Genomic DNA, 25,423 nt, shown 5'->3' on the forward strand with positions numbered 1-25,423 from the left:
GCCGAACCAAATGTGTATTCCGATAATCTAGATCAAATTAATCAGTATTTGCCCCTGCTAATATAATCACTCACACAATTTGTGAATGTATTTTCTATGTCAAAACCCGATACTAAAACGGCTATGCTGACCTTAATAACCCAGATTAAACAGGTTATTCCGCTCAACTTAGATGAAGCACAAATGTGCCAAGGTGAGTGTTTAGGCTGTTCTAAAAAAATGCTGGAAATGTTGGATGCTGAAATAAGCTATTGGCAATATTCAACCGATACGCCGGGATTGAAAGATCTTAAACATCTTGAAAAGATAGCCACACGCACCCACAAAATATTAAAACGTAATAAGTTAGTTGGCTAAACGCTATCCTGCATCGCCCTCACCGTATTTTCGTCTATATCTTGGCAACATGGTTTGATTTCCTAATAGCCCCCCCTGATGAATATAGAGGATGGAGGCATGTTGCTCGCGCCGTAAATAATCCTCTAACACAATAAAGCCTAAGGGATCGTAGAGTAATTCAAATTGCACACCGCTGGCACAGAGTCGTTGCCACATGGCATAAAACTCAGGATAGAGTTTCCCAAAATGGTATTTCTTCCCCACATTCAAAATCTGTGGATGTTCAGCAGAGTTGGGATTTAACTCATAAAACTGCTGCGTTAAATACTCATCGCCGCCGACAACGGCGCAGGTAAGCACGCGAATATTCAATTGCTGACGCACAAAATACTGATTTAAAAAGAGTGCCGTTGTTCCTGTACCTGCAGGTAAAAACACCTTGAGATCGGAAATTTGCTGTGACTCGGCCCAAGCAGCTATTTCGGTGGCTAACTGACTGACGCCATATTGCGCATACAGGCAGCGCCCGCCTTCGGGAATAAACAAAGCGTTAGGCTCAGCCGGCAAGACTTGCTGCTCAATAAAGTCATTGCAAGTCCAATTAGGCTCACGGTGGAGAAAAGGATTGGTTGCAATCAGGCTTGATAAATCAATGACACGCGTACCATTGGCGATGGCAGCGGCATAATTGCCCGTCGGCAAGGTGCGGATATGGCTGGCAATATGATCCACATAAAAATCGCACTGCCAGCCCTTCAGCTTGGCGAGCGCCGACAGTGAATACAACGAGTTAGCCTGCGCGGAGCCATAACCAATCAGCTTAGTCACGTCAGCAAAATCATGGTCTAGAAAATAGGCAAACTTACGCGCTTTATTGCCACTAAACGCAGGATGCAATAAATCGTCTCGTTTGAGAAATATCTCGCGTCCGGCAAAGGAAAAAGACTCTACAGGACTGTCAGAGAGCAGACGCTGAGTCAGCAGGCTTTTGGCTAACATAGATACACTCGAAGGAAACAAGGCCGTTAGTGTACCGCGAGCTTGCCTACATCGTCCGTAATTATTAAGCATTTTCGCGAAAATCTAGCATTTTTTACAACGCCATACCGTCGCCAAGATAAATATTCCACTGATAAATAAGGAAAAATATTTTGGCACAATTCTCGCTTACTCCATTTAAGTATCAATTAATGATTCTGTGTGTTGGCCAAGGTAATTCCAACACAGATTTAAAATGAGTTAAGGAGTATTCAATGTCACTTTTACGGTTAATTTTCAATATTGCTTGGTTTGTCCTTGGTGGATTTGTGATGGGACTCGCCTGGTGGCTCGCGGGGATTTTGTGTTTTATCAGTATTATCGGTATTCCCTTCGGCCGCGCCTGCTTTGTCATTGGCGAGTTGACTTTCTGGCCCTTTGGACAAGAGCAAATGAATCGTCGTCACTTAACCGGACGTGAAGATTTAGGCACAGGCGCCTTTGGCATGGTGGGCAATATTATTTGGTTCTTGCTGTTTGGAATTTGGTTGGCCATAGGCCATTTGGCCCATGCCCTCGCCTGCTTTGTGACGATTATTGGTATCCCCTTTGGGATCCAACATATCAAGCTGGCGCTATTAAGCCTGACACCGATTGGGCAAACCATAGTAGCGAAAGCGTAATAACCACAGTAGCGAAAGCCTAATAATCACAGTAGCTAAAGCCTAAGTCGGATCACTCAGCACTACTCTGCATCACTGGGTAGTGCTGATAAATAGTTAGTCAGTGATTGCACTAATCTTGCTTCGTGATAGTCCCTTTCTTCATCGAGTAAATCAGTGTAATCAGCAAATGGCTCACTCACTTCCCCTTGTTCTAGACTTATCATTTCGAATAGATAATGCGCCAGTTTGGCTGGCGCATCTATGGTGATGTCATGACCACAATAGGCCAAGACAACTAAGTCGACGTTAAAATGTTGTGCTAATGCCTTACTGGTTTGAATATTCACTAAGGCATCACGATCACCCGATAAAATACTGACTGGAACAGGCAAAAACGCTGGGCAGCGATAACGAAACGCCGCCCACAACTGACGACACGCATTGCTAAAATGCGGTGTCGACTCGTGGCGATATTGGCTCCAACGTGCAATCAAGGCGATATCGCGCCGATGGCGATAGCTGGTTAAGCGCACTATCGTCGATTCGATAGGATTAAGCTGTCGACCACGGCAACGTTTGAGCCAAGCACTCAGGGCATTTAATCCATTAAATCGCTGATACCAAGGCGATAAGTTAGCCGCGCTACTATTCAGCACAAATGCGTGTTTTATCTGCTCGGGGCGCTGCTTAGCCATTTCCATGGCGAGCATGCCGCCCATTGATAAGCCCAGCAGATAAAAGGCTTGTCCCGCTAAATGCTCATCCAATTGTTGCCATATCGAGCTGGCATATTCAGGGATAGTTAAAGGGCTGACTTGGTGAGTGAGGATCCCATTGCCAGGCAAGTCAGGGGTAAAAACGGTGCAGCCCCTTTGCCTTAATCTCTGATCAAAGCCATTCCAATGGCGTTGATCGCGCATTAAGCCCCTGAGTAATACCCACGTTGTCATCAAAAACGCTCCCGATACCAAAACTGCTGCGCACTCTGCGCCAGTTGTGTGAGATGTTCGGGCGTCAGTCCTTCTAACTCCCGTGCGTACGCCGCCTCCATCAAGAACTGCATCAGAACGGTGTGCCGGCGTAAAATCCTGTGGTGCCTGTGTGTTTTTTGCGGATTAAAGAAGCCCGCAAAATTGAATATTTGCCTTGGATTTTTCTTAATCCATGCCCATGAGCCCATCTCTAAGGTCAAAGGTAAGAATGGAATATTGGCTTGAGGATCCTGGGTATGATGCTGGCGGTATAAGTAATCCCAAATATCACCATGGGTGCGATAAAACTGGCTCTGGGGTGCAAGCCGATAATGACCATGATGGGGATAGCTCGCCTCAAATAACTGTTTTAAGTGATAAATGAAGTGGGCATTTTCAAAGGATGCACGCGTGTGGGCATAGGGAAACCAGATATGATCCGTCAAACCAAAGCCAGAATGCGCATCGAGGGAAATAAGACTGGTGCTTTGTCTAAGCAGTTGTTGCACATAAGCCACCAATCCGGCAGTTTCAAGCTCCATGCCGCCAAGGCCACGAAACCAAGGCAGCTTGGAAGAGAGCCGCTGCCCTCCAACCATAAAAGACACTTTTTCCCGGGACTCTATCGGCGCGTTGCGCATCAAGTCGACCTGATTGCCATTACCGCGACAGCCCAGCAGTAACCCGACGGGATTCACCACAGGGACAAAGGCTAAGCGGATGTCCGTTAATAACTGTTGTAGGTGTTTGTCCCACGCAAGGCGCTGCAACAGGCTGTTAAGCAAAGCTAAAATCACCTGGGAGCCAATCCGCTCCACCCCATGCACGCCACCAACGAATAATACGGTCGGACATGGGCGTTCGGTCACGCCTAACTCGACGCTGTAGAGCGGAAAATGTTGATGCCGAAATGGGATGTCCGCAAGAATTTGATATTTTAGCTTAAGATGATGAGTATCAATGAGTTGTGATAGTGTATCTAACTCGAAGGGAATGTTATTCATATCATCCTAGAAAGTGAAATGAGCATAGACTCATAGCCTTAGGACGATATTAATGGCGAACCACGACAAATTTATGACAATAGATTAAGCCAAAGCCAAGCTCACTTTAGTGGCGTGTGACTTCCTCCTGAAAAAGCAACTCCCCCATAATGCTTTCAATATCCAGTTGAGCTAAGCCCTGGTCGAAAACATCCCGCCAATGGCGCCCCTCCTCAGTATTACGAAACGCAACATAGAGCTGTTTATTGGCAAGCAGTTGTTTATTCACCTGTAATTTATCCGCCAATGGCTGCAAATGAGGCTGCTTTAACAGGAAATAGAGTACGTTGACATCAATCACTGCGCCATCGATGCGACCAGCTGCCACTTTCTTGATGTTTTGTTCATCGGAGGTCACGGCCTCGACGGGCTGCGTACCAGAAGCAATCATCAAATCCAGCGAGTCGGTATTCACATAGTCCTTCACAACCCCTAAGGTATAACGGTTCAAATCGGCTAAATAATGCCAGCTAATGGGATGAGATTTTTGCTCAACAATGCCTAATGGGCTGATCCCTATTGGTTTTGAAAAAACAAATTTGTCCGTTTCAAAATAATATTCTGGAAAATAGCCAATGTAATCGGAGCTGGGCATGGCAGCCAATTTTATCGCTCGGCTCCAAGGATAAAAATCGACAACAAGTTGTTGCTCCATGCGTTCGAAGGCGGCTTGAGCGACCGCGACACTTGCCCCCTGTTGTGCCAACTGCTGACCGGAATAAGGCGGCCAGAGTAATGAGGTGAGCTTAAGCGTGTCGGCAAATGCTCCATTGGCCATAGTGACAAGGCAACAGAGCATCAGTGGGCACCAGCGGATCATAACACCTCCCTCAAAGGATCATCTGTTTTAATAGATTGAAAAACAAACAATTCATCACATGCTCATCGGTTAAACTCTTTTCAGTATAATCAGCCATCCCTCAAGGTACAGTGAATATTTGTTACATATTTAACAGGCGGGAACCTAGCTTAAGCAGAAATGATAGGAGTAGACTGAATTTGCATCGATATTCACTGCTCGTCATTCTTGCGGCTAAAGTGGAAGATGAGGCCAACCTGATGAGGTCAACATGGGGGACGCGATATGCCAATTTCTTTCAAAGACAGTAAGTTGAATTTTATGCATCCCGCGATGACTCAAACCGTCATTACCGTGATAGGAGCATGTTTTACCTTAGTCGGAGGGATATTTTTACTCTTACCCGGACCGGGACTGCTCTTTATCCTGATAGGACTAACCCTCTTGAGTACCCAGTATCCTTGGGCAAAACGTTGGCTGCGCCTAAGCCAGCGACAATTAAGTAAGAGTGCGGCTTGGCTCGACAATCAAATTCGGCGCCACCGCCGATAATCTTGAGTCTCCACCTAAACATCAACCCAAGCTCTCGAACTTGGGTTGATTTATCTTAATATGCCCTTGGGCGTAATGATGTTTTAGGGGGATTTTTGCAGCGATATGGCTGACATTTATGAAAGACAGAGTCCGTGCTGTGTAGTGATTCTACATAAACGGATGATAACGCTGCAGAAACGCTAGCTAAACGCTGCCCTAAGGATTTCATCTCAAAACGTAATCACGCCCTAGGCATTAATATCCTCATATAACTCTTGATACATCAGCTCACGCATTTTAAATTTCTGGATTTTGCCCGTGACAGTCATGGGGTATTGCTCCACAAACTTGATGTAGCGAGGTACTTTAAAATAGGCGAACTTTTCGGTGAGGAAATGACGAATATCCTCCTCTGAAATCGTGGCGCCACTGCGAATCTTGATCCACGCGCACACTTCCTCACCATATTTATCACTATGAACCCCAAACACTGCTGCATCTTGCACATCTTTATGAGTATAGAGTTTCTCTTCAATTTCACGGGGATAGATATTCTCGCCACCGCGAATAATCATATCTTTAATACGGCCAACGATTTGCACATAACCTTGCTCATCCATTTGCCCAATATCGCCAGAATGTAGCCAGCCTTCACTGTCGATAGTTGCCGCCGTTTTTTCGGGATCATTCCAGTAACACTGCATGATGCAATAGCCACGGCTACAGACTTCACCGGGCGTATTGATTGGCAGCACTTCACCAAATTCATCGACGATTTTCACTTCGGTATGGGGTAAAGCACGGCCAACGGTAAGCACACGTTTCTCAACTGGTGAGTCGATTTCAGTAATGTGGTTCAGCGGGCTGCACTCGGTTTGCCCATACCCAATTAACACTTCCTGCATATACATCAGGTTTTGTACCCGGCGCATCACTTCTTCTGGGCAAGTCGCTCCCGCCATAACACCGGTACGCAGCGAGCTTAAGTCAAAGCGTTTAAATTCGGGGTGCTCTAACTCGGCAATAAACATGGTGGGTACACCGTGCAGAGCGGTGCAGCGTTCACGCTCAACCACCTCTAGGGTGGTCAGCGGATCGAAGGAATCCCCAGGAAAGACCGCCGCGGCGCCCTTAGCAAGGCACACAAGGTTACCCAGCACCATGCCAAAACAATGGTATAAAGGCACTGGAATACAGAGCTTATCTTCACAGGTAAACTTCATCGCCTCGGCCACTAAGTAGCCATTATTCAGGATGTTGTGGTGCGATAAGGTCGCCCCCTTTGGGCTACCAGTGGTGCCAGAGGTAAATTGAATATTAATGGCGTCATAAGGGCTAAGTGATTCGGCGATTTGCTCGAGCGCCGCCTTGTCATCGGCCGTCACCTCAAGCAATAAATCATCAAAGTTCAACATGCCGGGAGACTGCTCCGCCCCCATGCGGATCACAAATTGTAACTCGGGCAACGCTTTGGCCTGTAATTGCCCTGCGGCGCACACCTTAAGCTCTGGCGCTAACTCATATAGCATCTGTAAATAGTTACTGGACTTGAATTTATCGGCGCAAATCACCGCCCTACAACCCACGTTAGTCAAGGCATATTGTAATTCTTCAGGGCGATAAGCGGGGTTGATGCACACCATGATGGCGCCAATTTTGGCGGTGGCGAATTGGGTTAGACACCACTCAATATTATTGGGCGACCAAATGCCCACGCGATCCCCTGGACCTATGCCCAGTTTGAGTAAGCCTGTGGCCAAGGCATCGATTTGTGCAAGGTATTGGCGGTAATTCCAACGGATATCTTGATGATTCACGACAACGGCTAACTGTTCGGGATAAGTGTTAGCGATATCGTTAAGGTACTGTCCTATGGTTTTTTCAACAAGCTCCGGGGAATTAGGACCCCGGAACTCACTGTATTTAAGTGGGTTTGTTGCTTGAGTCGTTGAAACAGACATTAAGGCCTCCGTGCTTTTTTATTATGGTTAGCATGGTCCAAACTAACCAATCCTCGGAACATCTCACAAGTAAAAAAGCACGGTATTAGACTAAAGAGTAAGGATATTCTGTTACTCGAAAACCTGAATTAACGGCTAATAAACGCCACCTGTTTATCAGTGGTTAAAACCTCTAAACGCTGTAAACGTTCCATAATCGCCAGCAATACCCCTTGGCGACGCATATTCTCTAACACCCCAGGGCTGAACACTTCGAGGCGAGTCATCGCGGTTAATAACAGGCGGCATTGAGCGACACTGGCATCACGGATATAAGCGGGTTTATCGACTAAGTAACTGTTGTTATACCAGTAATCCCAGGTGAAATTAGCCAGTAACCAGCCCTGAGTGGTTAAATCGCTGATGAATTCCAACATGCGTTCGCGGTGCAGGCTCACATCCCCTGCGGTAAAATCTTTAAGGTATTTAGTGTATAGGCCACTGTCTGTGGTCATTGCTGAAGTTTCATAACACACCTCACTGTTTCAACATCACTCATATAAGAAGTCGGGTATTGAAATAAAGCTTGGATTGGGACCTAAAGCTGCCAACTTTGCATCGATTTGCGGCGTCATAGCACCAACTGCATAAGGCATACCAGACTCGATAGTGACGACAGAGTAAGCTGGGTTAACTGAACACTGACTTAACGCGCCGGATAATGCTTAACGTCAGGGGATCAGAGAACGGTTAACTGTGAGGCAAACAAAAACTAGGATAAACTCAACGCATTAACGCGATGAGACGGCTATTTCAGTAAAGGATAAAAGATGAACTACTGGCTTATGAAATCGGAACCCGACGAATTTAGTATCGACGATCTTAAGGCTTGCCCTAATCAAACCGAAGCCTGGTTTGGGATCCGTAACTACCAAGCACGTAACTTTATGCGAGATGCGATGCAAATTGGCGATCAAGTCTTCTTTTACCACTCAAGTTGCAAAGTCCCCGGCATCGTCGGCATTGCCGAAGTCGTGACCAATGCCTATCCTGACAGCTCGGCCTTTGACCCCGAATCAAAGTATTTTGATCCTAAGTCCGATCCACAGCAGCCACGATGGTTAAGGGTAGATATTCGTTTCGTCAAACAATTTAAGGAAATCATCCCCTTAAGTTTGATCAAAAGTTTGCCGCAACTGGCCGATATGTACTTAGTCTCTAAAGGTTCTAGGCTGAGCATTCAACCTGTTACCGAAGAACAATGGCAAGCCGTGCTTATGCTCGCCCGCTAAGGGCAGATATTCAGCTAAAGTTCATTTAAGCTAAACTAGAGTGACACACAACAACCTCATTATTCCCTAAGGGAGCTAGTATGAATAAATTAACAGCAACACTGATAGGTGGAGTCGTACTCAGTCTGGTCGCCCCGATAGCGGCTTTTGCAAAGCACGATAATGATAAGAAGGACAAAGATCTGCCCCCTGGACTACAAAAGAAAGTCGACAAGGGGCAGCCTCTTCCCCCTGGATGGCAGAAAAAACTGCGTCGTGGCGATATCCTAGATTACGATATTTATGACCGCGGCCGCGTTGTCGTCCCCATAGACAGAGACGGCAGAATCAGCATTGAAGTCGAAGGCTCCATCATCAAGCTCGATGAAAAGAGCCGTAAGATCCTCGATATCATCAATGTGGTCACCTATTGATCTGAATTTACAAACAGCTTCCTGCGCACACTTAACCCGTTAAGTGTGCGCATTTTGCTTTTAGGGTTAACGCCCGTCGAGCATGCGGCCAAGTCCGCCGAGGACTGAACCTTCACCGCGGTCGCTACCGCCAGCAGAAGGGGCGTGAGCAATAATACGATCGGCCATCCGCGAGAACGGCAGGCTCTGCAACCATACCGTGCCATGGCCCTTTAAGGTCGCTAAAAATAACCCCTCGCCACCAAAAAACATCGATTTTAATGAGCCTGCACGCTCAATATCATAGTCAATGCCTGGGGTAAAACCGACGAGACAACCGGTATCGACCCTTAAGGTCTCACCTTTTAGTTCCTTTTTAATCAGCGTGCCACCCGCATGGATAAACGCCATGCCATCGCCTTGTAAACTCTGCAAAATAAACCCTTCACCACCAAAAAAGCCTGTACCTAAGCGGCGGTTAAACTTCATGCTAACGCGAGTTCCGAGTGCGGCGGCAAGAAAACTGTCTTTCTGACAAACCAGCTCGCCACCATATTGGGCGAGATCTATCGCCAAAATCGTACCAGGATAAGGCGCGGCAAAGGCGACTTTGCGTTTTTGATGTCCGAGGTTCGTAAAGTGCGTCATAAAGATGCTCTCCCCACTCAACGCCCGCTTACCCGCACCCATTAATTTGCCAAAAAAGCCTGACTCTGGCTCGGAGCCATCGCCCATCTTAGCCTCGAAGCTAATGTCCTGCTCCAGATAATTCATTGCCCCCGCTTCGGCTATTACGGTTTCGTTGGGATCAAGTTCTACCTCAACCAACTGCATACTGTGGCCGATGATTTCATAATCCACTTCATGACAACGTCTAGACATACGATTCCCCTTTATTCTGTCGGTCCTTATTGACTGGGCGTACTACATCCACATCGCCCACTTCTGTGAGTTACTTTATGACATAAAATGTCAAAAGGCGATTATTTTTATTGTTCTCGTTGTTTCAAATCATTTCGTAATATGAGGTTTATCCTAATCCAACGCCATTAAACTGCTCTGCTTTAGCAAATTCCTCTAAAATCAACTCCGTAAATAGCTTACCCGCACGCCCTAGGGGCCGCTCAAGGGTCGACACTAATTGGGGGATAAAGGTATAACGACTGCCACCGACAAAGTCGACCTCCACCAACTCACCGCTCAAAAGTTCCTCTTGCACTAAAAAGTCTGGCAGCCAGCCAAAGCCGAGTCCTTTTAATAACGCATTCTTTTTCATAATAAAACCAGAAAGATAAAACACTTTATCGCCGCCGAATTGCAGCTCATCTCGATAGGTTTTATTGGGAGAGGAATCTTCGATAGTCAACTCAACGTGCTGCTGTAACTCGGGCAAACTGATGTGTTTTTGTTGAGCTAAGGGATGTAAAGCACTCGTCACCAGTACACTGGTTATCGCAGGGAGTGGCTGTGGGTGATAATAGGGGCCTGTGCGGTAGTCTTTAACCAACATCAGATCTGCATTGTCACGCTCGAATCTGTGCTGCACACCACCCAAAAACTCCATATTAAGCTGAATTTTTGTCGGGATTTGATGCTCAGCCATTCGTTTCAGCGCCGTCATAATCGGCTCCATCGGCAAGGCGCCATCGATCACTAACTCAAGCTTAGGTTCCCAACCTTCACTAAAACGACTGGCTAGATGTTCAATATTGGCAAGGTGTTGCAGCAATCTTTGACCTTCAGCCAAGATCACCCGCCCTTCACTTGTTAATTCGGCGCGGTATTGGTCACGGCTAAAAAGCTGCACACCTAAATGTTCCTCTAGCTTTTTAACCTGATAGCTCACCGCCGATTGCGCCTTATGCAAACGCTCGGCAGCCTTAGCAAAACTACCCTCTTCCACCAGCACTTGCAGCACATTAAAAGCATCAATATCGATGCGCATGGGGACTCCTTAGCCGAATAAAAATGTCACGCAATCGCTACGAAGCGTAAAGTAGTTAATACCATCTATTTTTTAGATTGAGATGACAGATTTATTATTCTTTTTTTTGTTCATCTAAGCAACTAAATTGATAAGAAGATCACAGTAATGCAACTTGCAACATAACAATAAGCACTGTAGGCACAGCTCACAGCGCATAAAACTCAAGGATCCACCATGCCATTTTATGTGAAACAAGGCCAAGTACCCCATAAGCGCCATATCGCATTTGAGAAGGAAAACGGCGAGCTATACCGTGAGGAGCTGTTTTCAACCTATGGTTTTTCCAATATTTACTCGAATAAATATCACCACAATATGCCGACGAAGGCATTTGAAGTCGCGCCCTACCACCTCGGTCACGGTGCCCAATGGGAAGATTCATTAGTCCAAAACTATAAACTGGATTCGCGTACAGCCGATCGTGAAGGCAACTTCTTTAGCGCCCGCAACAAAATCTTCTATAACAATGATGTGGCCCTTTACACCGCAAAAGTCACCCAAGACACGCCGGAGTTTTACCGTAATGCCTACGCCGATGAAGTAGTGTTTGTACACGAAGGTGAAGGCACGCTCTACAGTGAATATGGCACCCTAGAGATTAAAAAATGGGACTACTTAGTGATCCCACGCGGCACCACACATCAGCTCAAATTTAACGATTACAACAATGTACGTTTGTTTGTAATTGAAGCCTTTTCAATGGTGGAAGTGCCTAAGCATTTCCGTAATGAATACGGCCAGTTACTCGAATCAGCGCCCTACTGTGAGCGCGATCTACGCACGCCCGTATTGCAAGATGCCGTAGTTGAACGCGGCGCCTTCCCGCTGGTGTGTAAATTTGGCGATAAGTACCAACTGACAACGCTAGAATGGCATCCCTTTGACCTTGTAGGTTGGGACGGTTGTGTTTACCCTTGGGCATTTAACATCACCGAATACGCGCCAAAGGTCGGCAAAATTCACTTACCCCCTTCAGATCACTTAGTGTTTACCGCCCACAACTTTGTGGTGTGTAACTTTGTGCCGCGCCCCTACGATTTCCACGAGCGCGCCATTCCCGCGCCTTACTACCACAACAACATCGATAGTGACGAAGTGCTGTACTACGTTGATGGCGACTTTATGAGCCGCACCGGGATTGAAGCTGGCTACATCACCCTACACCAAAAAGGCGTAGCGCACGGCCCGCAGCCCGGCCGCACCGAAGCCTCGATTGGCAAAAAAGAAACCTATGAATATGCAGTGATGGTGGACACCTTCGCCCCACTGAAACTAACCGAACATGTGCAAAATTGCATGAGTAAAGACTACAACCGCTCCTGGCTAGAAAACTAAATCTGCACAGCAGAACTAGTGAAGGGTTTATTAACTAAGCAACTAGCCGTAAGTCACCACCGTAAACAAGGCAAAAAGAGTGACTGCGTGTTGAATTAATCAAGAGGAACAGATCATGGCAAGCGAACTTAATCCATTGGGCCTACTCGGTATCGAATTTACCGAATTCGCCAGCCCCGACAGCGATTTTATGCACAAAGTGTTTATCGATTTTGGTTTTTCACTGCTGAAAAAAGCCAAGAATAAAGATATTTTGTACTATAAACAAAATGATATTAACTTCCTGCTCAATAAGGAGCGCGAAGGGTTTTCGGCAGAATTTGCCAAATCCCACGGTCCTGCTATTTGCTCTATGGGCTGGCGTGTGGAAGATGCAAGCTTTGCTCACCGCGTAGCGGTGGAGCGCGGCGCCAAAGCGGCCGATGATTCGGCTAAAGATCTGCCCTATCCGGCGATTTATGGTATTGGCGATAGCTTAATTTATTTTATCGACACCTTTGGTGCCGACAACAATATCTATGCCACTGACTTTGAAGACTTAAGCGAGCAAGTCATCACCCAAGAGAAAGGCTTTATCGAAGTCGATCACTTAACCAATAACGTCTATAAAGGCACCATGGAGCATTGGGCGAACTTCTACAAAAACATCTTTGGGTTTACTGAAGTACGTTACTTCGACATCAGCGGCGTACAAACCGCACTGGTGTCCTACGCCCTGCGTTCACCCGATGGCAGTTTCTGTATTCCGATTAACGAAGGTAAAGGCAACGATAAGAACCAAATCGATGAATACCTGAAGGAATACAATGGTCCAGGTGTACAACACTTAGCCTTTAGAAGCCGCGATATCGTTAAATCTCTGGATGCAATGGAAGGTAGCTCGATTCAATGCTTGGATATTATTCCCGAATATTACGACACCATTTTCGATAAAGTCCCGCAAGTGACCGAAAACCGTGAACGTATCAAGCATCACCAAATTCTGGTGGACGGTGACGAATCAGGCTATTTATTGCAGATCTTCACTAAGAACCTGTTCGGCCCAATCTTTATCGAAATCATTCAACGTAAGAACAACTTAGGTTTTGGTGAAGGTAACTTTACTGCCCTGTTCCAATCTATTGAACGCGATCAAATGCGCCGCGGCGTACTGTAATCGCAGCCATAAATGTTATAAGAAAAAACGGTACGCACTGCGTACCGTTTTTTTATGCCCTATAGTGACCCGTTGTTTGTCACGCTTCGCGTATGGCCTAGCCTTTCGATTATTGCCTTTAGAGTATTCCCTTAGAAATAATCCACTTGAGCATCGCATTTTCGAACAAAGCTTCTTGGTGTGGTCCTTAAGCGTGATACTTTACAATCGTGTTTTTGCCCTTTGCCTTGGCTTGATACAGAGCCTTGTCCGCCAAATGCAGCAACGACTCGCCAGTGATACCTTGTTGATACTCCACCCAACCAATGCTCACAGTGCAGTAAATCGTGTGCTCCTCGGCCGCTATCGACATCTCAGCAAAGGATTTTCGAATACGCTCAAGCACGGGATACACCTGCTCAGCATCAATATCCCTAAGCACAAGGGCGAACTCTTCACCGCCTAGGCGCGCGGCAATATCTTGGCTACGGCTATGATTGTGTATCAACTGCGCCAACAGCTGGATTACCCTATCGCCCACACTGTGACCATAGGTGTCGTTAATCATCTTAAAGTTATCGAGATCCAACATAGCGACCGAATAACGCACCGTCGGGCCGTTAAGATTTGTCAGCTGTGGCATAAAACCACGGCGATTCAGTAGCCCCGACAAGGGATCATAGAGTGCCTCTTGCACCGCGGTCTGCTTATCTCTCTCGGTTCGGCGCAGCTGTGCCCGCTGTAACGACACCCCAAAAATGGTTAATGCCGATGACAACACAAAAGCCATCATCTCCGCATTGGTTTGATACGGCGTGGCATTGATAAACGGACCATAACCCTGAGCTGTCGCTAAAATCATAAACAGCATGGAGGCGCTGCTAAACAGTGCGAGATAAAAGCGCGTGACCTCAAAGGAGAGCACAACCAATAGCGGCGGGATCACATAAAACAACCAGCCCAGATCGAACTTAACCCCCACCAAACAAAACAGTGGCAAGCCAATCAAGGGCAGAAGGATATGGCGGGTTTTGGCTATGCTCAGCGCATTGGGTTCCACCCATCCTGCATACAGCTGATACACCAACACTATGCCCAGAATATCGGCAAAGAAAAACATTTGCCCCATACTCCAAAAGGCGCTGGGTAAAATATAACCGCCAAGCACTAAGTTAGCGGATAACAATGCGCTGGAGCCGAAAATGGGGATGATGCCTGCGACCACCACAAACTTCATCAAGTCATTCGCACTTCCCGTACCCTGTGGCAAGAAGCGTCTGAGTAACAACATCGACATCGCAGGCGCGAGCATATCGCTTAACGCAGCAATCGAAGTATGCAGCAGCGAAAGACCGAGGGAATCCTGTTGCAACATGCCTTGAAAATTCAAGGTAAAACTGCCGAGGAATATCAGCAGCAATGCCTTACGCCCCCACATAAGTAACATCACCAAGGCAATGCCGGAGGGCAGCCAAATCAGGGTGATATTCTCAGGTTGTAAGCTAAATAACGTTTGGCCTAAGGCGCCGGTTAGCCAATAGATAATGCCTGCGCACAGCAGTGCGATATGGCTTTGTCTTGCTGGCAGTAATGGCGAAAAAAGTGTCTTCAATCGGTAATCAACCTCAAAGAGCGCTAACGCATAAAATTAAACGGTTTATTGGGTCGCTATTAAAGCTTATGCCATGTGCATTAAATGGCAGTACAACCAAGTTTATATATAAACTTTGTGGCGGCTTTAACCTCAGCGACCAAAAGCCCTGCGGCCTAAAAAAACCAGTACGATTGATCTTCAGTCCGCATTAGGTGCAGTGATTTGCTTAATCACCCTGCAAGGATTACCCACAGCCACACTATTGGCTGGAATATCTTTATTCACCACACTGCCCGCGCCAATCACACAATTATCGCCAATGGTGACACCGGGCAACACACTGACATTACCGCCGAGCCACACATGGTGACCAATATGAATAGGCTTACCAAATTCTGTTGTAAGACGAGCAATGGGTTCAATAGGATGGGTCGCAGTAGAAATCAGTACATTAGGCCCAAACATCACATGGTTGCCAATCGTGACCTGACAAACGTCGAGTATGGTTAGGTTGTGATTCGCATAAAATTGCTGGCCAATTTGGATGTTATAGCCGTAATCACAAAAGAAGTTAGGTTCGATATGGGCACAACTAGGCACATTGAGTAGCTCGCACAAATGGGCCATGCGCGCTTCAAGCTGGGTGGGATCGGCATGATTAAATCGATGACAGAGTAATTTAGCTCGCATTCTTTCGGCGACTAAGGTTTCATCCGAGGCTTGATAGGCTTCCCCCGCCAACATTTTTTGCTTTTCTGTCATCTAAGTTCAACATTTAACCCTTGTTATAATGACGCAACCCTAACAATCGACTATCAATAATTCAAGCGCAACAACAAATCCGATGCTTTTTTTGCATCAATTGTTGTACGGTTTTACATCCAGCCAAGCTAACGTCAGCAAACAATGCCTTGAAACACGATGAAAATTAGCCCCGCTCATTCAGGCCGATTTGACAGGATGCTAGGGCAAGTCAGCGATTTTGCCAGAGTTCGATTTTGCCAGAGTGCGATTTAGCCGATTGGCTAACTCTCTCATTTTCATTACACTAGCGTTCCTTCACTCTTCTAGTAGACCGCTTAGACCATGCCAGATTTTGCCTTACTCGCTGTGTTTATCCCGACCTTTTTCTTTGTTTCTATCACCCCAGGGATGTGTATGACGCTTGCCATGACGCTCGGGATGAGCATTGGTGTGCGCCGTACCCTGTGGATGATGCTCGGTGAGCTTGTTGGGGTTGCCTTGGTCGCTACCGCAGCGGTCATGGGAGTGGCGAGTATTATGCTTAACTACCCTGAGGTTTTTCAGGTATTTAAATGGGTTGGTGGCATTTACTTAGGCTATATCGGCGTGCAGATGTGGCGCGCCCGAGGCAAGATGGCCATGCTTAGCGATGATGACACTAACCCAAGAGCCAGTAACTTTACGCTGATTTCACAGGGCTTTATTACCGCCATTGCTAACCCTAAGGGTTGGGCGTTTATGGTGTCACTCCTACCGCCATTTATTAATGCCGAGCGCGAGGTTGCGCCGCAACTCCTAGCCCTACTTAGCATTATTATGGTGACAGAGTTTACTTCTATGTTGGCCTACGCCAGTGGCGGTAAGAGTCTGAGGATATTTTTAAGTCGTGGCGATAATATTCGTTGGCTAAATCGTATCGCCGGCAGCCTTATGATTGGCGTTGGCATCTGGTTAGCGGTGAGCTAGTTAAACATGCTGTCTTGAGTGATATGTGTTTAGTACATCACTCTTTTGTGTAAACCCATTCGCGTCGCGCCAGCGTATTTGTTGACGCGACGCTCTACGTTTATGGTGGTTATTAGCCCTTTTTATAGGGCAACACCTCACGCATCTGCTGCATATACACTTCCATTTGTGCAGCTTCCTCCTCGGTAAAATGCGCTATGGCTCGCTTAAAGTCGGGATGAGCAATATTGTGGTAGGAATAAAGCGCCACAGGCTCGAAGCCGCGCAGCACTTTATGTTCGCCCTGAGCGCCAGCATCAAAGATATCAATCCCATGGGCGATACAGTATTCAATGCCCTGATAATAACAGGCCTCAAAGTGTAATCCCTCAAGCTCGACAATGCTGCCCCAATAACGACCAAATAGACATGTCTGCCCTTGCTCGTTGCGGCCCGTAAAATACAGCGCGCCCGCTAACATCTGCCCTTTCGCATCACTTACGACGAGCAAGACAATTTGCTCAGCCAACCGCTCGGCAATCATGTTAAAAAATGTTGGGGTTAAATAGCCACGATGGCCGGAGCGCTTAAGGTAGGTTAATTGATAACATTCAATAAAATGCTGCCATTGCTCACGGCTAATATCCGCTCCCGCGACAAACTCATAGTGCAAACCAGAGGGCTCTAGCTGGGCACGCTCCTTAAGGATGTTTTTACGCTTACGGGAGGTGAGCGCCGCTAAAAAGGCGTCAAAATCTGCATAGCCACGATTATGCCAATGGAACTGGGTGCTTAAACGCTTAAGGGAAGTGGGATTGGATGCCTCAGCAAATAGCGTTTGCTGCGAAGGCGAGACAAATAAGCAATGCCAAGAGGACATTGGCGCATCCACGTTCACTAATTGCTCATTTAAGCACGTAAATACGGCGCGGCTTAGCAGCTTGACCTCCGCAGCCGAAAGCGTAGGCGATAGCCCCAACCGCCGCCCCTGCACTGGTGTAAATGGGATGGCATTTAACAATTTAGGATAATATTCAAAACCATGACGCTCATAGGCCTGCGCCCATGCCCAATCAAACACATATTCGCCGTAGGAGTGGGATTTTTGATAAAGCGGCATCACTGCCAGCAGGGGTAAATCCATAAAATCTGCGGCATCTTTTTGGCTAATAATGACGGCATCTGGCGCTAATTGGTGCGCTAATTCACTGCCTGTGGCGTCGAACACACCTAAATGATGTGGCCGCCAGCCCGTCGTGGCACAGGCCGACAAGCTCTGCTCTAAGCTGAGTAAATAGGCATGCTGGCAGAAGGGATTGTCCGTCCCCATCAATCGGTCCCAGCTGCTAGCGTCAATACTCTGCGCTGCGCTGGCAAAGGCCAATATCAGTTGTCTCATTCGTTGAATTCTTATCCGTTAAACACACTAAGCAAAGATCCAAGGTTGCAATTAAGCCTAATTCTCGGCACATTGCATAGCCAAAATGAAAATAAATTCAGGATTGAATATGCGCCGCGCAGGAACTTTTAGACCTCTTATTCTCGCCATCGCCATGGCACTGCCTTTGTTGTCTTCGCCCACTCTCCATGCCGAAGAGCCTTCAATTTTCAGCCAAATGGCCACGGCACAACCCGTATGGGCAAAACATGGTATGGTCGCCAGCCAAGAAGCGCTGGCCAGCCGCACTGGCATCGAGATTTTGAAGCAAGGCGGTAATGCCGTCGATGCTGCGGTGGCGGTCGCATTCAGTTTAGCCGTCACGCTACCCCGCGCGGGCAATATTGGTGGCGGTGGCTTTATGCTTGTCCATCTGGCCAAAGAAAACAAAACCATCGCCATCGATTACCGTGAAATGGCGCCATCAAAGGCGAAAAAAGACATATTCCTCGATGAGAATGGCGATGCAGTGACTAAATTAAGCCGTGAACATGGTCTGGCTGTCGGCGTCCCAGGCACTGTGATGGGCATGAGTTTAGCCCTTGAAAAATATGGCACTATGACCATGGCGCAAGTCACGGCGCCCGCCATCAAAATGGCGCAGGAAGGCATTAGCGTGACCCCAGATCTTGCGGTATCCCTTGCAGGCTTAAAGCGCCGTATGAGCCAATGGCCAAGCACGGCAGCCATCTTCTATAAGGCCGACGGTAGCGACTACCAAGTGGATGATATTTTAAAACAGCCTGAACTCGCCCACTCTCTGCAACTTATCGCCGAGAAAGGCACTAAAGGGTTCTATGAAGGTGAAACCGCAGAAAAACTGGTTAAGGCCGTGCAAGACGCTGGCGGCATCATGACCTTAACGGATTTACAACACTATAAGGCCGTCGAGCGTGAACCGGTTCGCGGTCAATATCGTGGATATGAGGTGGTTTCTATGCCACCACCATCCTCGGGCGGCGTGCACATTATCGAGATGCTCAATGTACTGCAGCAGTTCCCTATCGATCAATTTGGCCATAACACAGCGCAAACCATTCATGTGATGGCCGAAACCATGAAGCATGCCTACGCCGATCGCAGCGAATACTTAGGCGATCCCGATTTTTATAAGGTGCCGGTCAAGCAGTTAACCAATAAGGACTACGCCCAAAAAATCGCCAGCCAAATTGCGCTAAACAAAACCACGCCCAGTACCGAAATCAAACCCGGCAATCTAGCGCCCTATGAGAGTGACCAAACCACCCACTTCTCGGTAGTCGATAAATGGGGCAATGCGGTGTCTAACACTTACACTTTAAACTTCAGCTACGGCTCGGGTTTAGTCGCCAAAGGCACAGGCATTTTACTCAATAACGAAATGGATGATTTCTCCGCAAAACCCGGCACGCCTAACGGTTATGGCCTAGTGGGTGGCGATGCCAACGCGGTGGAAGGTAATAAACGTCCTTTAAGTTCAATGAGCCCCACCATAGTGATGAAAGATGGCAAACCCTTCTTAGTCACGGGCAGCCCTGGCGGTTCACGCATCATTACCACCACGCTGCAAATCATTATGAATGTGATTGATCACGGCTTAAACATTGCCGAAGCCAGCAATGCCGCGCGAGTACACCACCAATGGCAACCCGATGAACTGCGAGTCGAAAGCAGCCTGAACCGCGATACTATTTCGTTACTCGAAGCCAAAGGCCATAAAGTGAAAGTGCAATCGGCCATGGGCAGCACACAATCCATCATGGTGACAGACCAAGGGATTTTTGGTGCCTCAGACCCACGCCATTCGGGTAGCGAAGCCGTCGGTTACTAATCACTGATTGGCATACTAGCGATATGTATAAAGGTAAGGAAGCCATGGATTGGAGTGATAAGGCTCAACGCAAAGCTGCTCGATATTCAGCATTCAAGCTAAGCCGCGATAATGACTCTCTCAGCAAGAGTCAGCAAACGACAAAAGCAGGTTATTATTAGTAAATGTCGGTTTTTTCATTCACTAATCCCCTATCACTTAGTGATGTGAATGCAGTGTCTTAATAGACACAGCATTCACAGCTCTAGCTTACAGGGAAAATTTTTTAAAAGTTGTAGCTTAGGTTTAACTCAATCCTTCGAGGTTCACCGAAGAAACCTTGATTGTAAAAATCAATACTAGAGTAATATTTTTTATCAAATAAGTTATTGATATTTAGCTGAACTTTAGCATCATCTGTCAGTTGATAGCTTGTCATCAGATTGACTAGATAATAGCTGTCTTGCTCAGAACGCTCACCATTCGGACCTGCGTCATCTTTGTAAATTTTACTCTGCCAGCTTAAGTTACCGCCAACGGTTAAATCCGCGAGTGCACCATCAAAGTGATAAAGTGAAGATAAACGAACCAGATCTTTAGGTAAGTGAGTGCTAAAAGCTGCTCCATCCTGATCTTCTGATTTGCTATAGGTATAGCTGAAAAACAGGTCCCAATTTTCTGTTGGTTTACCGTTTAGCTCAACTTCGTAACCTTGGTTACTGGTTCCGTCCACTCCACGCATTGGATAGCTACCATCGGGTAGAGGTGTCGGGTAATTTGGGTCACGTTCTGCCACATTTTCTTTTTGCACTTTAAATACGGCAACGCTGGCGGTCAGTTTCTCATCGAAGAAATCCCCTTTCGCACCCAGTTCTATATTATTTCCGGTCATTGGATCTAAGCGCTTATTGTTCGCGTCTTTTGCATCCTGTGGCTGGAAAATTTCGGTATAACTGGTGTAAATCGTTCAGGTTGAATATAAGGCCAGCATAAGGTGTAAAAACATCGCTATTGTTGTAGTCATCAGCCGCGTTTGATTCAAATTTATATTGGCTAATACGGCCACCCAGTAACAACATCCATTGTTCATGTAAATTAATTTGGGTCGCGAGATAGGCTCCCTTTTGAGTTTCCTCTCCTTCTTGATAGATTGGCGTCGACGGATAATTAGGTTCGGTAATTGAGCCATCCCATTCGAAGAAGTTACCAATACTTAAACTATTCAATGGGTAATAGGAGTCTGCAGTTGTGTCTTGCTTAGAATATAATAAACCCGCAGTCAATTTATGCTCGCGGCCAAAGAGCTCAAATGGGCCTGATGCAAATAGTCGTGCGGCATCTTGTTTACGGGTCGATTGATAGATCATCGCCGATGATTTCATACCTAAGCCAGTCGTTTTATCCGGCGCGCCATAGAGATACAGCAAGTGTCCGTCCATCTCATCTTCACGATGTTCGACGTCAAATTTAAGGTCCCAATTATTATCAAAATCATGTTCAAGCGTGGCAAAGACATTCTCGCCGTTACGTTGCCAACTTGACCAAGAGGCTGCAGTTGTGGTCGAGCGAGGTAGATCATTGGCTAAGCTGCCATCCGCATAAAATAGCGGGATACCACCCCAAGTGGAGCCTTTAGGATCGCGGTCACTGTAATCAGCACCTAGGGTAAATAAGGTATTGTCACTGAGTCTTGCCGTTACCACACCATAAATTTGAAGATTTTCATCTTCGGCAAGATCAATATAACTATCTGATTTTTCATAGGCAGCAGCAAAACGAGCCTGCACAGCACCACTATCCGTCACATCAATAGAGGCATCGCCTTCAACACGGTAACTATCCCATGAACCGACTTTGGCGCTGACATAACCACTAGGCGCAGATTTAGGACGTTTGCGAATGAGGTTAATTGCCGCTGATGGTTCACCCGCCCCTGTTAAGAGTCCGGTTGCGCCACGAACAACCTCTACGCGATCGAATAATATGGTGTCGGTTGAAGCGTCATTAAAGAAACTCGAATAGTTAACGGGCACGCCATCAAACTGAAAATTGGTAATGGGATTTCCGCGGGAACTAAAGAAATAGCGATTAGTTTCGGCTTTTTGAGCATAAATGCCAGGGGTTAAAAACATTAAGTCCGCGACACTATTGAGTGAGAAACTTTGAATAAACTCTTGATCGATAATGGTTACGGATTGCGGAGTTTCCCTAAGAGTTAAGGGTAAACCTGTTGCCGTTGCAGCCTTGTCTAATCGACTCCCCTTGATACTAATGACCTCAATATTGGTCGCGGACTTGTCTTCACTGGCGTAGGTGCTTGGTACGAATAAAAAACTCGCAATGAGTGTCGCTAACAGCGTTTTTTGCATCATGATTCCCCATCATTGTTTTTGAGAGATGCATTTTAATTGAAAATAATTATCAATACATAAAAATGATAACAATTCTCATTACATTTACACTCTAACATTCGTAAAATGCTGGGAACATCACATGCTGTAGGCGAGCCCTCAATTTGGGTCCATGTTGAATGTCTAAGTAGCATCGCCATCTAGAATTTATTCGATATCATCTGCTTTATGGAGATTAGGATTTACGCTGCAAAAATGAAACTCACCTTCAACCCACCGCCATAGCGCTCAGTCCTGATAAATAAGATTGACTCAGCTTTAACTCGCTCTTTATTGTCCAGCTCTAACATATGAATTAAAAAGGAATTTATTGTGGCAATGTTCTTGCTGATTTTGCTGTTGCTCTTAGCTAGCATGATGTTTTTCGGCATGTTGAGTTATTCACTCGGCCGAAAAAAGACCACGAATCCTAAACTCACAGGGATGCTAGGCGCAGTATTGGGATTGTTTCCGTTATTAGGTGTTATTTTCTTGATTGTCTTAGTGCTAAAAGCCGACATCACAACCCCAAGCATGACCCAAGGATAATAGCCTGCTCTAGCTAAAATGCGGTTAACCTACCTGAATTTATTCCACACTTAATTTAGTCCGGCCATATAGTCGCAAAGAGTTTTTAGCCAGAAGAACGCTTCAAGAGACAGTTGGGTTTGTGTTGATTCCAACTGTCATTTCGGATGTCGTTTTTAAAGAAGATACCTGCTCGCTTTGGGACAAAAGCGTGTCAAGACATCGGCTGTATCAGGTGAATTTCGGATAAAAATTTATATGGAGATAACGCCCGCCTAAGGGGCTGGCAACGCATACCATTAAACTGAAACACAACAACGTAACCACCACTGCTGCTCAATGAGACTGCAAACGCCGCGCGTTGACAGTCCCTCTTGAGGCGTTTGTTATGTGAATTGCTTACCGAAGCATGTTGTTTTTGTTAAATCGCCTAACTTTGGCTCGCATATTTTTCATTGGTGATGACGTGTTGAACTGGATCATTCGACCTAATGTCCATTTTTCATACCACGTCGTTTCATACAATTCTTTATTACTTAAGCTTTCAACCAACAAGATAAGCTCGTTTATTGTTGAGTCTAACACCTTAAGTAAATCCTCATATTGCCAGTCACGGTACTGTTCGTGAAAACTGACCGCCAACAATCCAAGCTGATTCCATTTATAACCCGTGTCAGGAAAATCGACTGACAAGCCTTGCGACTTCAAACTGTGCCATTTTAAAACCAAGTCTCCCCAACCAATAAGATAAGCGACAGTGTCACAAACGCTAATTTGTGTTCCTTTTACGTTACCTTCAATTTCACACTTACGTGCCATTGATGCAGGAACACTCAGATAATCGTCCATAAGTTTCAGGAATATAGAATTTATAGCTGTGAGCAACTCATCTTTTGATTCAGGAACTGAAGACATGGTAATCATCCCATTTTTAATGGACGCCAGAAGTAGAAGTCTGAGTTATTAAGTTATCTTTAAACTTGGGTGGCATCCCACCCAAGGCTTTGTTTGGTCGTTCATTGTTGTAAAACCACAGCCATTCTGTCGCATACTCCTGAACCTCGGCAATACTGCTGAATAAATATTGGTTTAGCCACTCGTAGCGAACTGTACGGTTGTAGCGCTCCACATAGGCATTTTGCTGTGGATTGCCTGGCTGAATAAACTTCAGTGTCACACCGTTGGCTTCTGCCCAGCTTTTGAGGACAGAGCCAATGTACTCAGGACCATTGTCGCTTCTGATTTCCTTGGGCTTGCCACGCCATTCAATCACGTGATTAAGCGTGCGGACAACACGCTCAGCTGGCAGCGAGAAGTCGACCTCTATCGCCAAGCCTTCCCGGTTAAAGTCATCAATGATATTGAGCAGCCGGAAACTGCGGCCATCTTCCAGTTGGTCATGCATAAAATCCATCGACCAGCACTGGTTCTTCATCTGTGGCACCGCCAAAGGCTCAGGCTTTTCACGTGTCAGCCGTTTCTTGGGTTTTATCCTTAAATTCAGCTCCAGCTCGCGGTAAATGCGCAGCACACGCTTATGGTTCCAGCCACAACGTTTTACATTGCGCAGGTAGTAGAAGCACATGCCAAAGCCCCAATTCCGGTAAGTCGTGGTTAAGCGCAGCAGCCAGTCCGCAATTTCTGCGTTCTCGTCATTCAGTTTGGTCTGATAGCGGTAGCAGGTTTCGCTGATACGAAACACCGCACAGGCCAATTTGACCGAAATGGATTTCTCCCGCACCGCCTTTTGCGCTAACTCCCGTCGGCACGACGGCTTTACCACTTTTTTTCGATAGCCTCTTTGAGTATTTCGGCTTTGAGCCGCTCCTCGGCATACATTTTTTTGAGCCGGGCATTTTCTGTTTCCAGCTCTTTTAACCGTGCCATCATGGAGGCATCCATACCGCCAAATTTTGCTCGCCACTTGTAGAACGTGGCCGAACTGATGCCGTGCTCACGACACAGCTGTGGAACCGGCGCACCCGCTTCGGCTTGTTTTAAAATAGCCAGAATTTGGCTGTCGCTAAATTTTGATGTTTTCATGCAGAATCTCCTGCGTTTATGTTATGAGAAAATTCTACTTTTGACGCCAGTTAATTTACGGGATGATTACCACATTATTTTCCTATTCACAAAACGCCCGTCACAAACGCGAGCAACTTGTTGCGAGTCGAGCGCCCAACGGGCGCGTTTTTGATAGCGATTGTTAGGTGCTTTTTATCATCTTCTTTAATGCCTTTTATCCAAGACTTAGGCATGAAAGCAATGGCGAGGAACAATAAAACGCCCCCCATTTTTCCAAATACTTCAACAGCTAACAACATCGCAAAAATTAACCCAGCAATCATTGCACAATATACAATCAGGATACGCACTGCTGTATGCTCAAAAATCCCTTTCCAAAAACCGTGTTTAGCTATCGATGCAGAAAGAGAAAGAAGAATTATCACAAGTAAAGCTAAGCCGATAAATTCCCCTGTAAATTCACAGATATCTCTCTGACAAGTGCCACCGCGAGTTTGTGCATTCACAGTTATTGGTATGAGGGCCCCAAAAATTAGAGGTAAACATCGGTTTGATTTCAT

General features: G+C 46.4%; 26 protein-coding genes. 10 read left to right on the forward strand and 16 right to left on the reverse strand.

Annotation, left to right across the window (positions count from 1 at the left end; all coding sequences use genetic code 11):
* Nucleotides 1-96 precede the first annotated feature (96 nt).
* Nucleotides 97-357: a hypothetical protein gene (locus N5E87_RS12600; RefSeq protein ID WP_011717391.1), complete on the forward strand. Its 261-nt coding sequence runs from the start codon at nt 97-99 to the stop codon at nt 355-357.
* A gap of 3 nt (nt 358-360) precedes the next feature.
* On the opposite strand, the gene N5E87_RS12605 is transcribed toward N5E87_RS12600, so the two are convergent.
* Entirely contained in the window at nt 361-1,308 is a 948-nt protein-coding gene (locus N5E87_RS12605) for a 1-aminocyclopropane-1-carboxylate deaminase/D-cysteine desulfhydrase (RefSeq protein ID WP_086904401.1), read from the reverse strand.
* Between the two features lie 284 nt (nt 1,309-1,592).
* Here N5E87_RS12605 and N5E87_RS12610 point away from each other — a divergent pair, with 284 nt between their 5' ends.
* Nucleotides 1,593-2,000 (forward strand): YccF domain-containing protein, encoded by a 408-nt coding sequence (locus tag N5E87_RS12610; RefSeq protein ID WP_011626453.1) that lies wholly within the window; start codon nt 1,593-1,595, stop codon nt 1,998-2,000.
* A 62-nt stretch (nt 2,001-2,062) separates the two neighbouring features.
* Here the strand turns inward: N5E87_RS12610 and N5E87_RS12615 are convergent, their stop codons facing one another.
* The 3 genes from N5E87_RS12615 to N5E87_RS12625 form a co-directional block, all read right to left on the reverse strand.
* Nucleotides 2,063-2,932, reverse strand: coding sequence for an alpha/beta hydrolase (locus N5E87_RS12615; RefSeq protein WP_086904385.1), 870 nt, complete (start codon nt 2,930-2,932; stop codon nt 2,063-2,065).
* Complete coding sequence (locus N5E87_RS12620) at nt 2,932-3,957, reverse strand: M14 family metallopeptidase (protein WP_086904386.1); 1,026 nt, start codon at nt 3,955-3,957, stop codon at nt 2,932-2,934. Before N5E87_RS12620 ends, N5E87_RS12615 begins: the two co-directional genes overlap by 1 nt.
* Before the next feature lie 106 nt (nt 3,958-4,063).
* Nucleotides 4,064-4,816 (reverse strand): ABC transporter substrate-binding protein, encoded by a 753-nt coding sequence (locus N5E87_RS12625; RefSeq protein ID WP_086904387.1) that lies wholly within the window; start codon nt 4,814-4,816, stop codon nt 4,064-4,066.
* 264 nt (nt 4,817-5,080) lie between these two features.
* Between N5E87_RS12625 and N5E87_RS12630 the strand changes: the two genes are divergently transcribed.
* Nucleotides 5,081-5,347 (forward strand): PGPGW domain-containing protein, encoded by a 267-nt coding sequence (locus N5E87_RS12630; RefSeq protein WP_086904388.1) that lies wholly within the window; start codon nt 5,081-5,083, stop codon nt 5,345-5,347.
* 230 nt (nt 5,348-5,577) lie between these two features.
* On the opposite strand, the gene N5E87_RS12635 is transcribed toward N5E87_RS12630, so the two are convergent.
* Entirely contained in the window at nt 5,578-7,290 is a 1,713-nt protein-coding gene (locus N5E87_RS12635) for an AMP-binding protein (RefSeq protein ID WP_086904389.1), read from the reverse strand.
* Between the two features lie 128 nt (nt 7,291-7,418).
* The gene (locus tag N5E87_RS12640; protein WP_086904390.1) at nt 7,419-7,784 is read right to left on the reverse strand and encodes a DUF6508 domain-containing protein; all 366 of its coding nucleotides are present in this window, start codon (nt 7,782-7,784) and stop codon (nt 7,419-7,421) included.
* Nucleotides 7,785-8,099: 315 nt separating this feature from the next.
* Here N5E87_RS12640 and N5E87_RS12645 point away from each other — a divergent pair, with 315 nt between their 5' ends.
* Nucleotides 8,100-8,561 (forward strand): EVE domain-containing protein, encoded by a 462-nt coding sequence (locus N5E87_RS12645; protein WP_011623048.1) that lies wholly within the window; start codon nt 8,100-8,102, stop codon nt 8,559-8,561.
* 80 nt (nt 8,562-8,641) lie between these two features.
* Complete coding sequence (locus tag N5E87_RS12650; RefSeq protein ID WP_011623049.1) at nt 8,642-8,974, forward strand: hypothetical protein; 333 nt, start codon at nt 8,642-8,644, stop codon at nt 8,972-8,974.
* 66 nt (nt 8,975-9,040) lie between these two features.
* On the opposite strand, the gene N5E87_RS12655 is transcribed toward N5E87_RS12650, so the two are convergent.
* Together N5E87_RS12655 and N5E87_RS12660 are read right to left on the reverse strand one after the other, a co-directional pair.
* Nucleotides 9,041-9,835, reverse strand: coding sequence for a TIGR00266 family protein (locus N5E87_RS12655; RefSeq protein WP_086904391.1), 795 nt, complete (start codon nt 9,833-9,835; stop codon nt 9,041-9,043).
* A gap of 148 nt (nt 9,836-9,983) precedes the next feature.
* Entirely contained in the window at nt 9,984-10,898 is a 915-nt protein-coding gene (locus N5E87_RS12660; protein ID WP_086904392.1) for a LysR family transcriptional regulator, read from the reverse strand.
* 216 nt (nt 10,899-11,114) lie between these two features.
* Here N5E87_RS12660 and N5E87_RS12665 point away from each other — a divergent pair, with 216 nt between their 5' ends.
* Nucleotides 11,115-12,275 carry a homogentisate 1,2-dioxygenase gene (locus tag N5E87_RS12665; protein ID WP_086904393.1) on the forward strand — a complete coding sequence of 387 codons (1,161 nt, stop codon included), beginning with the start codon at nt 11,115-11,117 and terminating at the stop codon, nt 12,273-12,275.
* 115 nt (nt 12,276-12,390) lie between these two features.
* The gene (gene hppD / locus N5E87_RS12670) at nt 12,391-13,431 is read left to right on the forward strand and encodes a 4-hydroxyphenylpyruvate dioxygenase (RefSeq protein WP_037425350.1); all 1,041 of its coding nucleotides are present in this window, start codon (nt 12,391-12,393) and stop codon (nt 13,429-13,431) included.
* A 187-nt stretch (nt 13,432-13,618) separates the two neighbouring features.
* Here hppD and N5E87_RS12675 read toward each other — a convergent pair whose 3' ends face one another.
* A complete protein-coding gene (locus N5E87_RS12675) occupies nt 13,619-15,022 on the reverse strand; it encodes a diguanylate cyclase (protein ID WP_086904394.1) in 1,404 nt (467 codons plus the stop codon).
* 180 nt (nt 15,023-15,202) lie between these two features.
* Nucleotides 15,203-15,766 carry a sugar O-acetyltransferase gene (locus tag N5E87_RS12680; RefSeq protein WP_086904395.1) on the reverse strand — a complete coding sequence of 188 codons (564 nt, stop codon included), beginning with the start codon at nt 15,764-15,766 and terminating at the stop codon, nt 15,203-15,205.
* 324 nt (nt 15,767-16,090) lie between these two features.
* Here N5E87_RS12680 and N5E87_RS12685 point away from each other — a divergent pair, with 324 nt between their 5' ends.
* Entirely contained in the window at nt 16,091-16,714 is a 624-nt protein-coding gene (locus N5E87_RS12685) for a LysE family translocator (protein WP_011626464.1), read from the forward strand.
* A gap of 112 nt (nt 16,715-16,826) precedes the next feature.
* Here N5E87_RS12685 and N5E87_RS12690 read toward each other — a convergent pair whose 3' ends face one another.
* Nucleotides 16,827-18,092, reverse strand: a complete 1,266-nt coding sequence (locus N5E87_RS12690; RefSeq protein ID WP_086904396.1) for a GNAT family N-acetyltransferase — start codon at nt 18,090-18,092, stop codon at nt 16,827-16,829.
* A gap of 109 nt (nt 18,093-18,201) precedes the next feature.
* Between N5E87_RS12690 and ggt the strand changes: the two genes are divergently transcribed.
* Complete coding sequence (gene ggt, locus N5E87_RS12695) at nt 18,202-19,941, forward strand: gamma-glutamyltransferase (protein WP_086904397.1); 1,740 nt, start codon at nt 18,202-18,204, stop codon at nt 19,939-19,941.
* Between the two features lie 265 nt (nt 19,942-20,206).
* On the opposite strand, the gene N5E87_RS12700 is transcribed toward ggt, so the two are convergent.
* On the reverse strand, nt 20,207-20,884 hold the full coding sequence (locus N5E87_RS12700; protein ID WP_347881491.1) for a TonB-dependent receptor: 678 nt from the start codon (nt 20,882-20,884) through the stop codon (nt 20,207-20,209).
* On the reverse strand, nt 20,826-22,292 hold the full coding sequence (locus tag N5E87_RS12705) for a TonB-dependent receptor (RefSeq protein WP_279775353.1): 1,467 nt from the start codon (nt 22,290-22,292) through the stop codon (nt 20,826-20,828). The genes N5E87_RS12700 and N5E87_RS12705 overlap by 59 nt, the downstream gene beginning before the upstream one ends.
* 357 nt (nt 22,293-22,649) lie before the next feature.
* Here N5E87_RS12705 and N5E87_RS12710 point away from each other — a divergent pair, with 357 nt between their 5' ends.
* Nucleotides 22,650-22,859 carry a hypothetical protein gene (locus N5E87_RS12710; RefSeq protein WP_086904402.1) on the forward strand — a complete coding sequence of 70 codons (210 nt, stop codon included), beginning with the start codon at nt 22,650-22,652 and terminating at the stop codon, nt 22,857-22,859.
* A 378-nt stretch (nt 22,860-23,237) separates the two neighbouring features.
* On the opposite strand, the gene N5E87_RS12715 is transcribed toward N5E87_RS12710, so the two are convergent.
* The 3 genes from N5E87_RS12715 to N5E87_RS12725 form a co-directional block, all read right to left on the reverse strand.
* Nucleotides 23,238-23,753 carry a ClbS/DfsB family four-helix bundle protein gene (locus N5E87_RS12715; protein WP_086904398.1) on the reverse strand — a complete coding sequence of 172 codons (516 nt, stop codon included), beginning with the start codon at nt 23,751-23,753 and terminating at the stop codon, nt 23,238-23,240.
* Nucleotides 23,754-23,769: 16 nt separating this feature from the next.
* A protein-coding gene (locus N5E87_RS12720; RefSeq protein WP_279775354.1) for an IS3 family transposase occupies nt 23,770-24,881 on the reverse strand; the annotation gives its coding sequence in 2 pieces (ribosomal slippage) (nt 23,770-24,629 and nt 24,629-24,881; 1,113 coding nt in all).
* Nucleotides 24,882-24,967: 86 nt separating this feature from the next.
* A complete protein-coding gene (locus tag N5E87_RS12725) occupies nt 24,968-25,423 on the reverse strand; it encodes a hypothetical protein (protein WP_086904951.1) in 456 nt (151 codons plus the stop codon).

The sequence above is a fragment of the Shewanella sp. GD03713 genome (genome assembly GCF_029843705.1).
Lineage (GTDB): Bacteria > Pseudomonadota > Gammaproteobacteria > Enterobacterales > Shewanellaceae > Shewanella.

What these genes read in the sequence shown, in the direction of transcription:
- N5E87_RS12600 (WP_011717391.1), top strand. Translation starts at nt 97, where the DNA reads ATGTCAAAACCCGATACTAAAACGGCTATGCTGACCTTAATAACCCAG.
- N5E87_RS12610 (WP_011626453.1), top strand. Translation starts at nt 1,593, where the DNA reads ATGTCACTTTTACGGTTAATTTTCAATATTGCTTGGTTTGTCCTTGGT.
- N5E87_RS12615 (WP_086904385.1), bottom strand. Translation starts at nt 2,932, where the DNA reads ATGACAACGTGGGTATTACTCAGGGGCTTAATGCGCGATCAACGCCAT.
- N5E87_RS12620 (WP_086904386.1), bottom strand. Translation starts at nt 3,957, where the DNA reads ATGAATAACATTCCCTTCGAGTTAGATACACTATCACAACTCATTGAT.
- N5E87_RS12625 (WP_086904387.1), bottom strand. Translation starts at nt 4,816, where the DNA reads ATGATCCGCTGGTGCCCACTGATGCTCTGTTGCCTTGTCACTATGGCC.
- N5E87_RS12630 (WP_086904388.1), top strand. Translation starts at nt 5,081, where the DNA reads ATGCCAATTTCTTTCAAAGACAGTAAGTTGAATTTTATGCATCCCGCG.
- N5E87_RS12635 (WP_086904389.1), bottom strand. Translation starts at nt 7,290, where the DNA reads ATGTCTGTTTCAACGACTCAAGCAACAAACCCACTTAAATACAGTGAG.
- N5E87_RS12640 (WP_086904390.1), bottom strand. Translation starts at nt 7,784, where the DNA reads ATGACCACAGACAGTGGCCTATACACTAAATACCTTAAAGATTTTACC.
- N5E87_RS12645 (WP_011623048.1), top strand. Translation starts at nt 8,100, where the DNA reads ATGAACTACTGGCTTATGAAATCGGAACCCGACGAATTTAGTATCGAC.
- N5E87_RS12650 (WP_011623049.1), top strand. Translation starts at nt 8,642, where the DNA reads ATGAATAAATTAACAGCAACACTGATAGGTGGAGTCGTACTCAGTCTG.
- N5E87_RS12655 (WP_086904391.1), bottom strand. Translation starts at nt 9,835, where the DNA reads ATGTCTAGACGTTGTCATGAAGTGGATTATGAAATCATCGGCCACAGT.
- N5E87_RS12660 (WP_086904392.1), bottom strand. Translation starts at nt 10,898, where the DNA reads ATGCGCATCGATATTGATGCTTTTAATGTGCTGCAAGTGCTGGTGGAA.
- N5E87_RS12665 (WP_086904393.1), top strand. Translation starts at nt 11,115, where the DNA reads ATGCCATTTTATGTGAAACAAGGCCAAGTACCCCATAAGCGCCATATC.
- hppD (WP_037425350.1), top strand. Translation starts at nt 12,391, where the DNA reads ATGGCAAGCGAACTTAATCCATTGGGCCTACTCGGTATCGAATTTACC.
- N5E87_RS12680 (WP_086904395.1), bottom strand. Translation starts at nt 15,766, where the DNA reads ATGACAGAAAAGCAAAAAATGTTGGCGGGGGAAGCCTATCAAGCCTCG.
- N5E87_RS12685 (WP_011626464.1), top strand. Translation starts at nt 16,091, where the DNA reads ATGCCAGATTTTGCCTTACTCGCTGTGTTTATCCCGACCTTTTTCTTT.
- N5E87_RS12690 (WP_086904396.1), bottom strand. Translation starts at nt 18,092, where the DNA reads ATGAGACAACTGATATTGGCCTTTGCCAGCGCAGCGCAGAGTATTGAC.
- ggt (WP_086904397.1), top strand. Translation starts at nt 18,202, where the DNA reads ATGCGCCGCGCAGGAACTTTTAGACCTCTTATTCTCGCCATCGCCATG.
- N5E87_RS12705 (WP_279775353.1), bottom strand. Translation starts at nt 22,292, where the DNA reads ATGATGCAAAAAACGCTGTTAGCGACACTCATTGCGAGTTTTTTATTC.
- N5E87_RS12710 (WP_086904402.1), top strand. Translation starts at nt 22,650, where the DNA reads ATGTTCTTGCTGATTTTGCTGTTGCTCTTAGCTAGCATGATGTTTTTC.
- N5E87_RS12715 (WP_086904398.1), bottom strand. Translation starts at nt 23,753, where the DNA reads ATGTCTTCAGTTCCTGAATCAAAAGATGAGTTGCTCACAGCTATAAAT.
- N5E87_RS12725 (WP_086904951.1), bottom strand. Translation starts at nt 25,423, where the DNA reads ATGAAATCAAACCGATGTTTACCTCTAATTTTTGGGGCCCTCATACCA.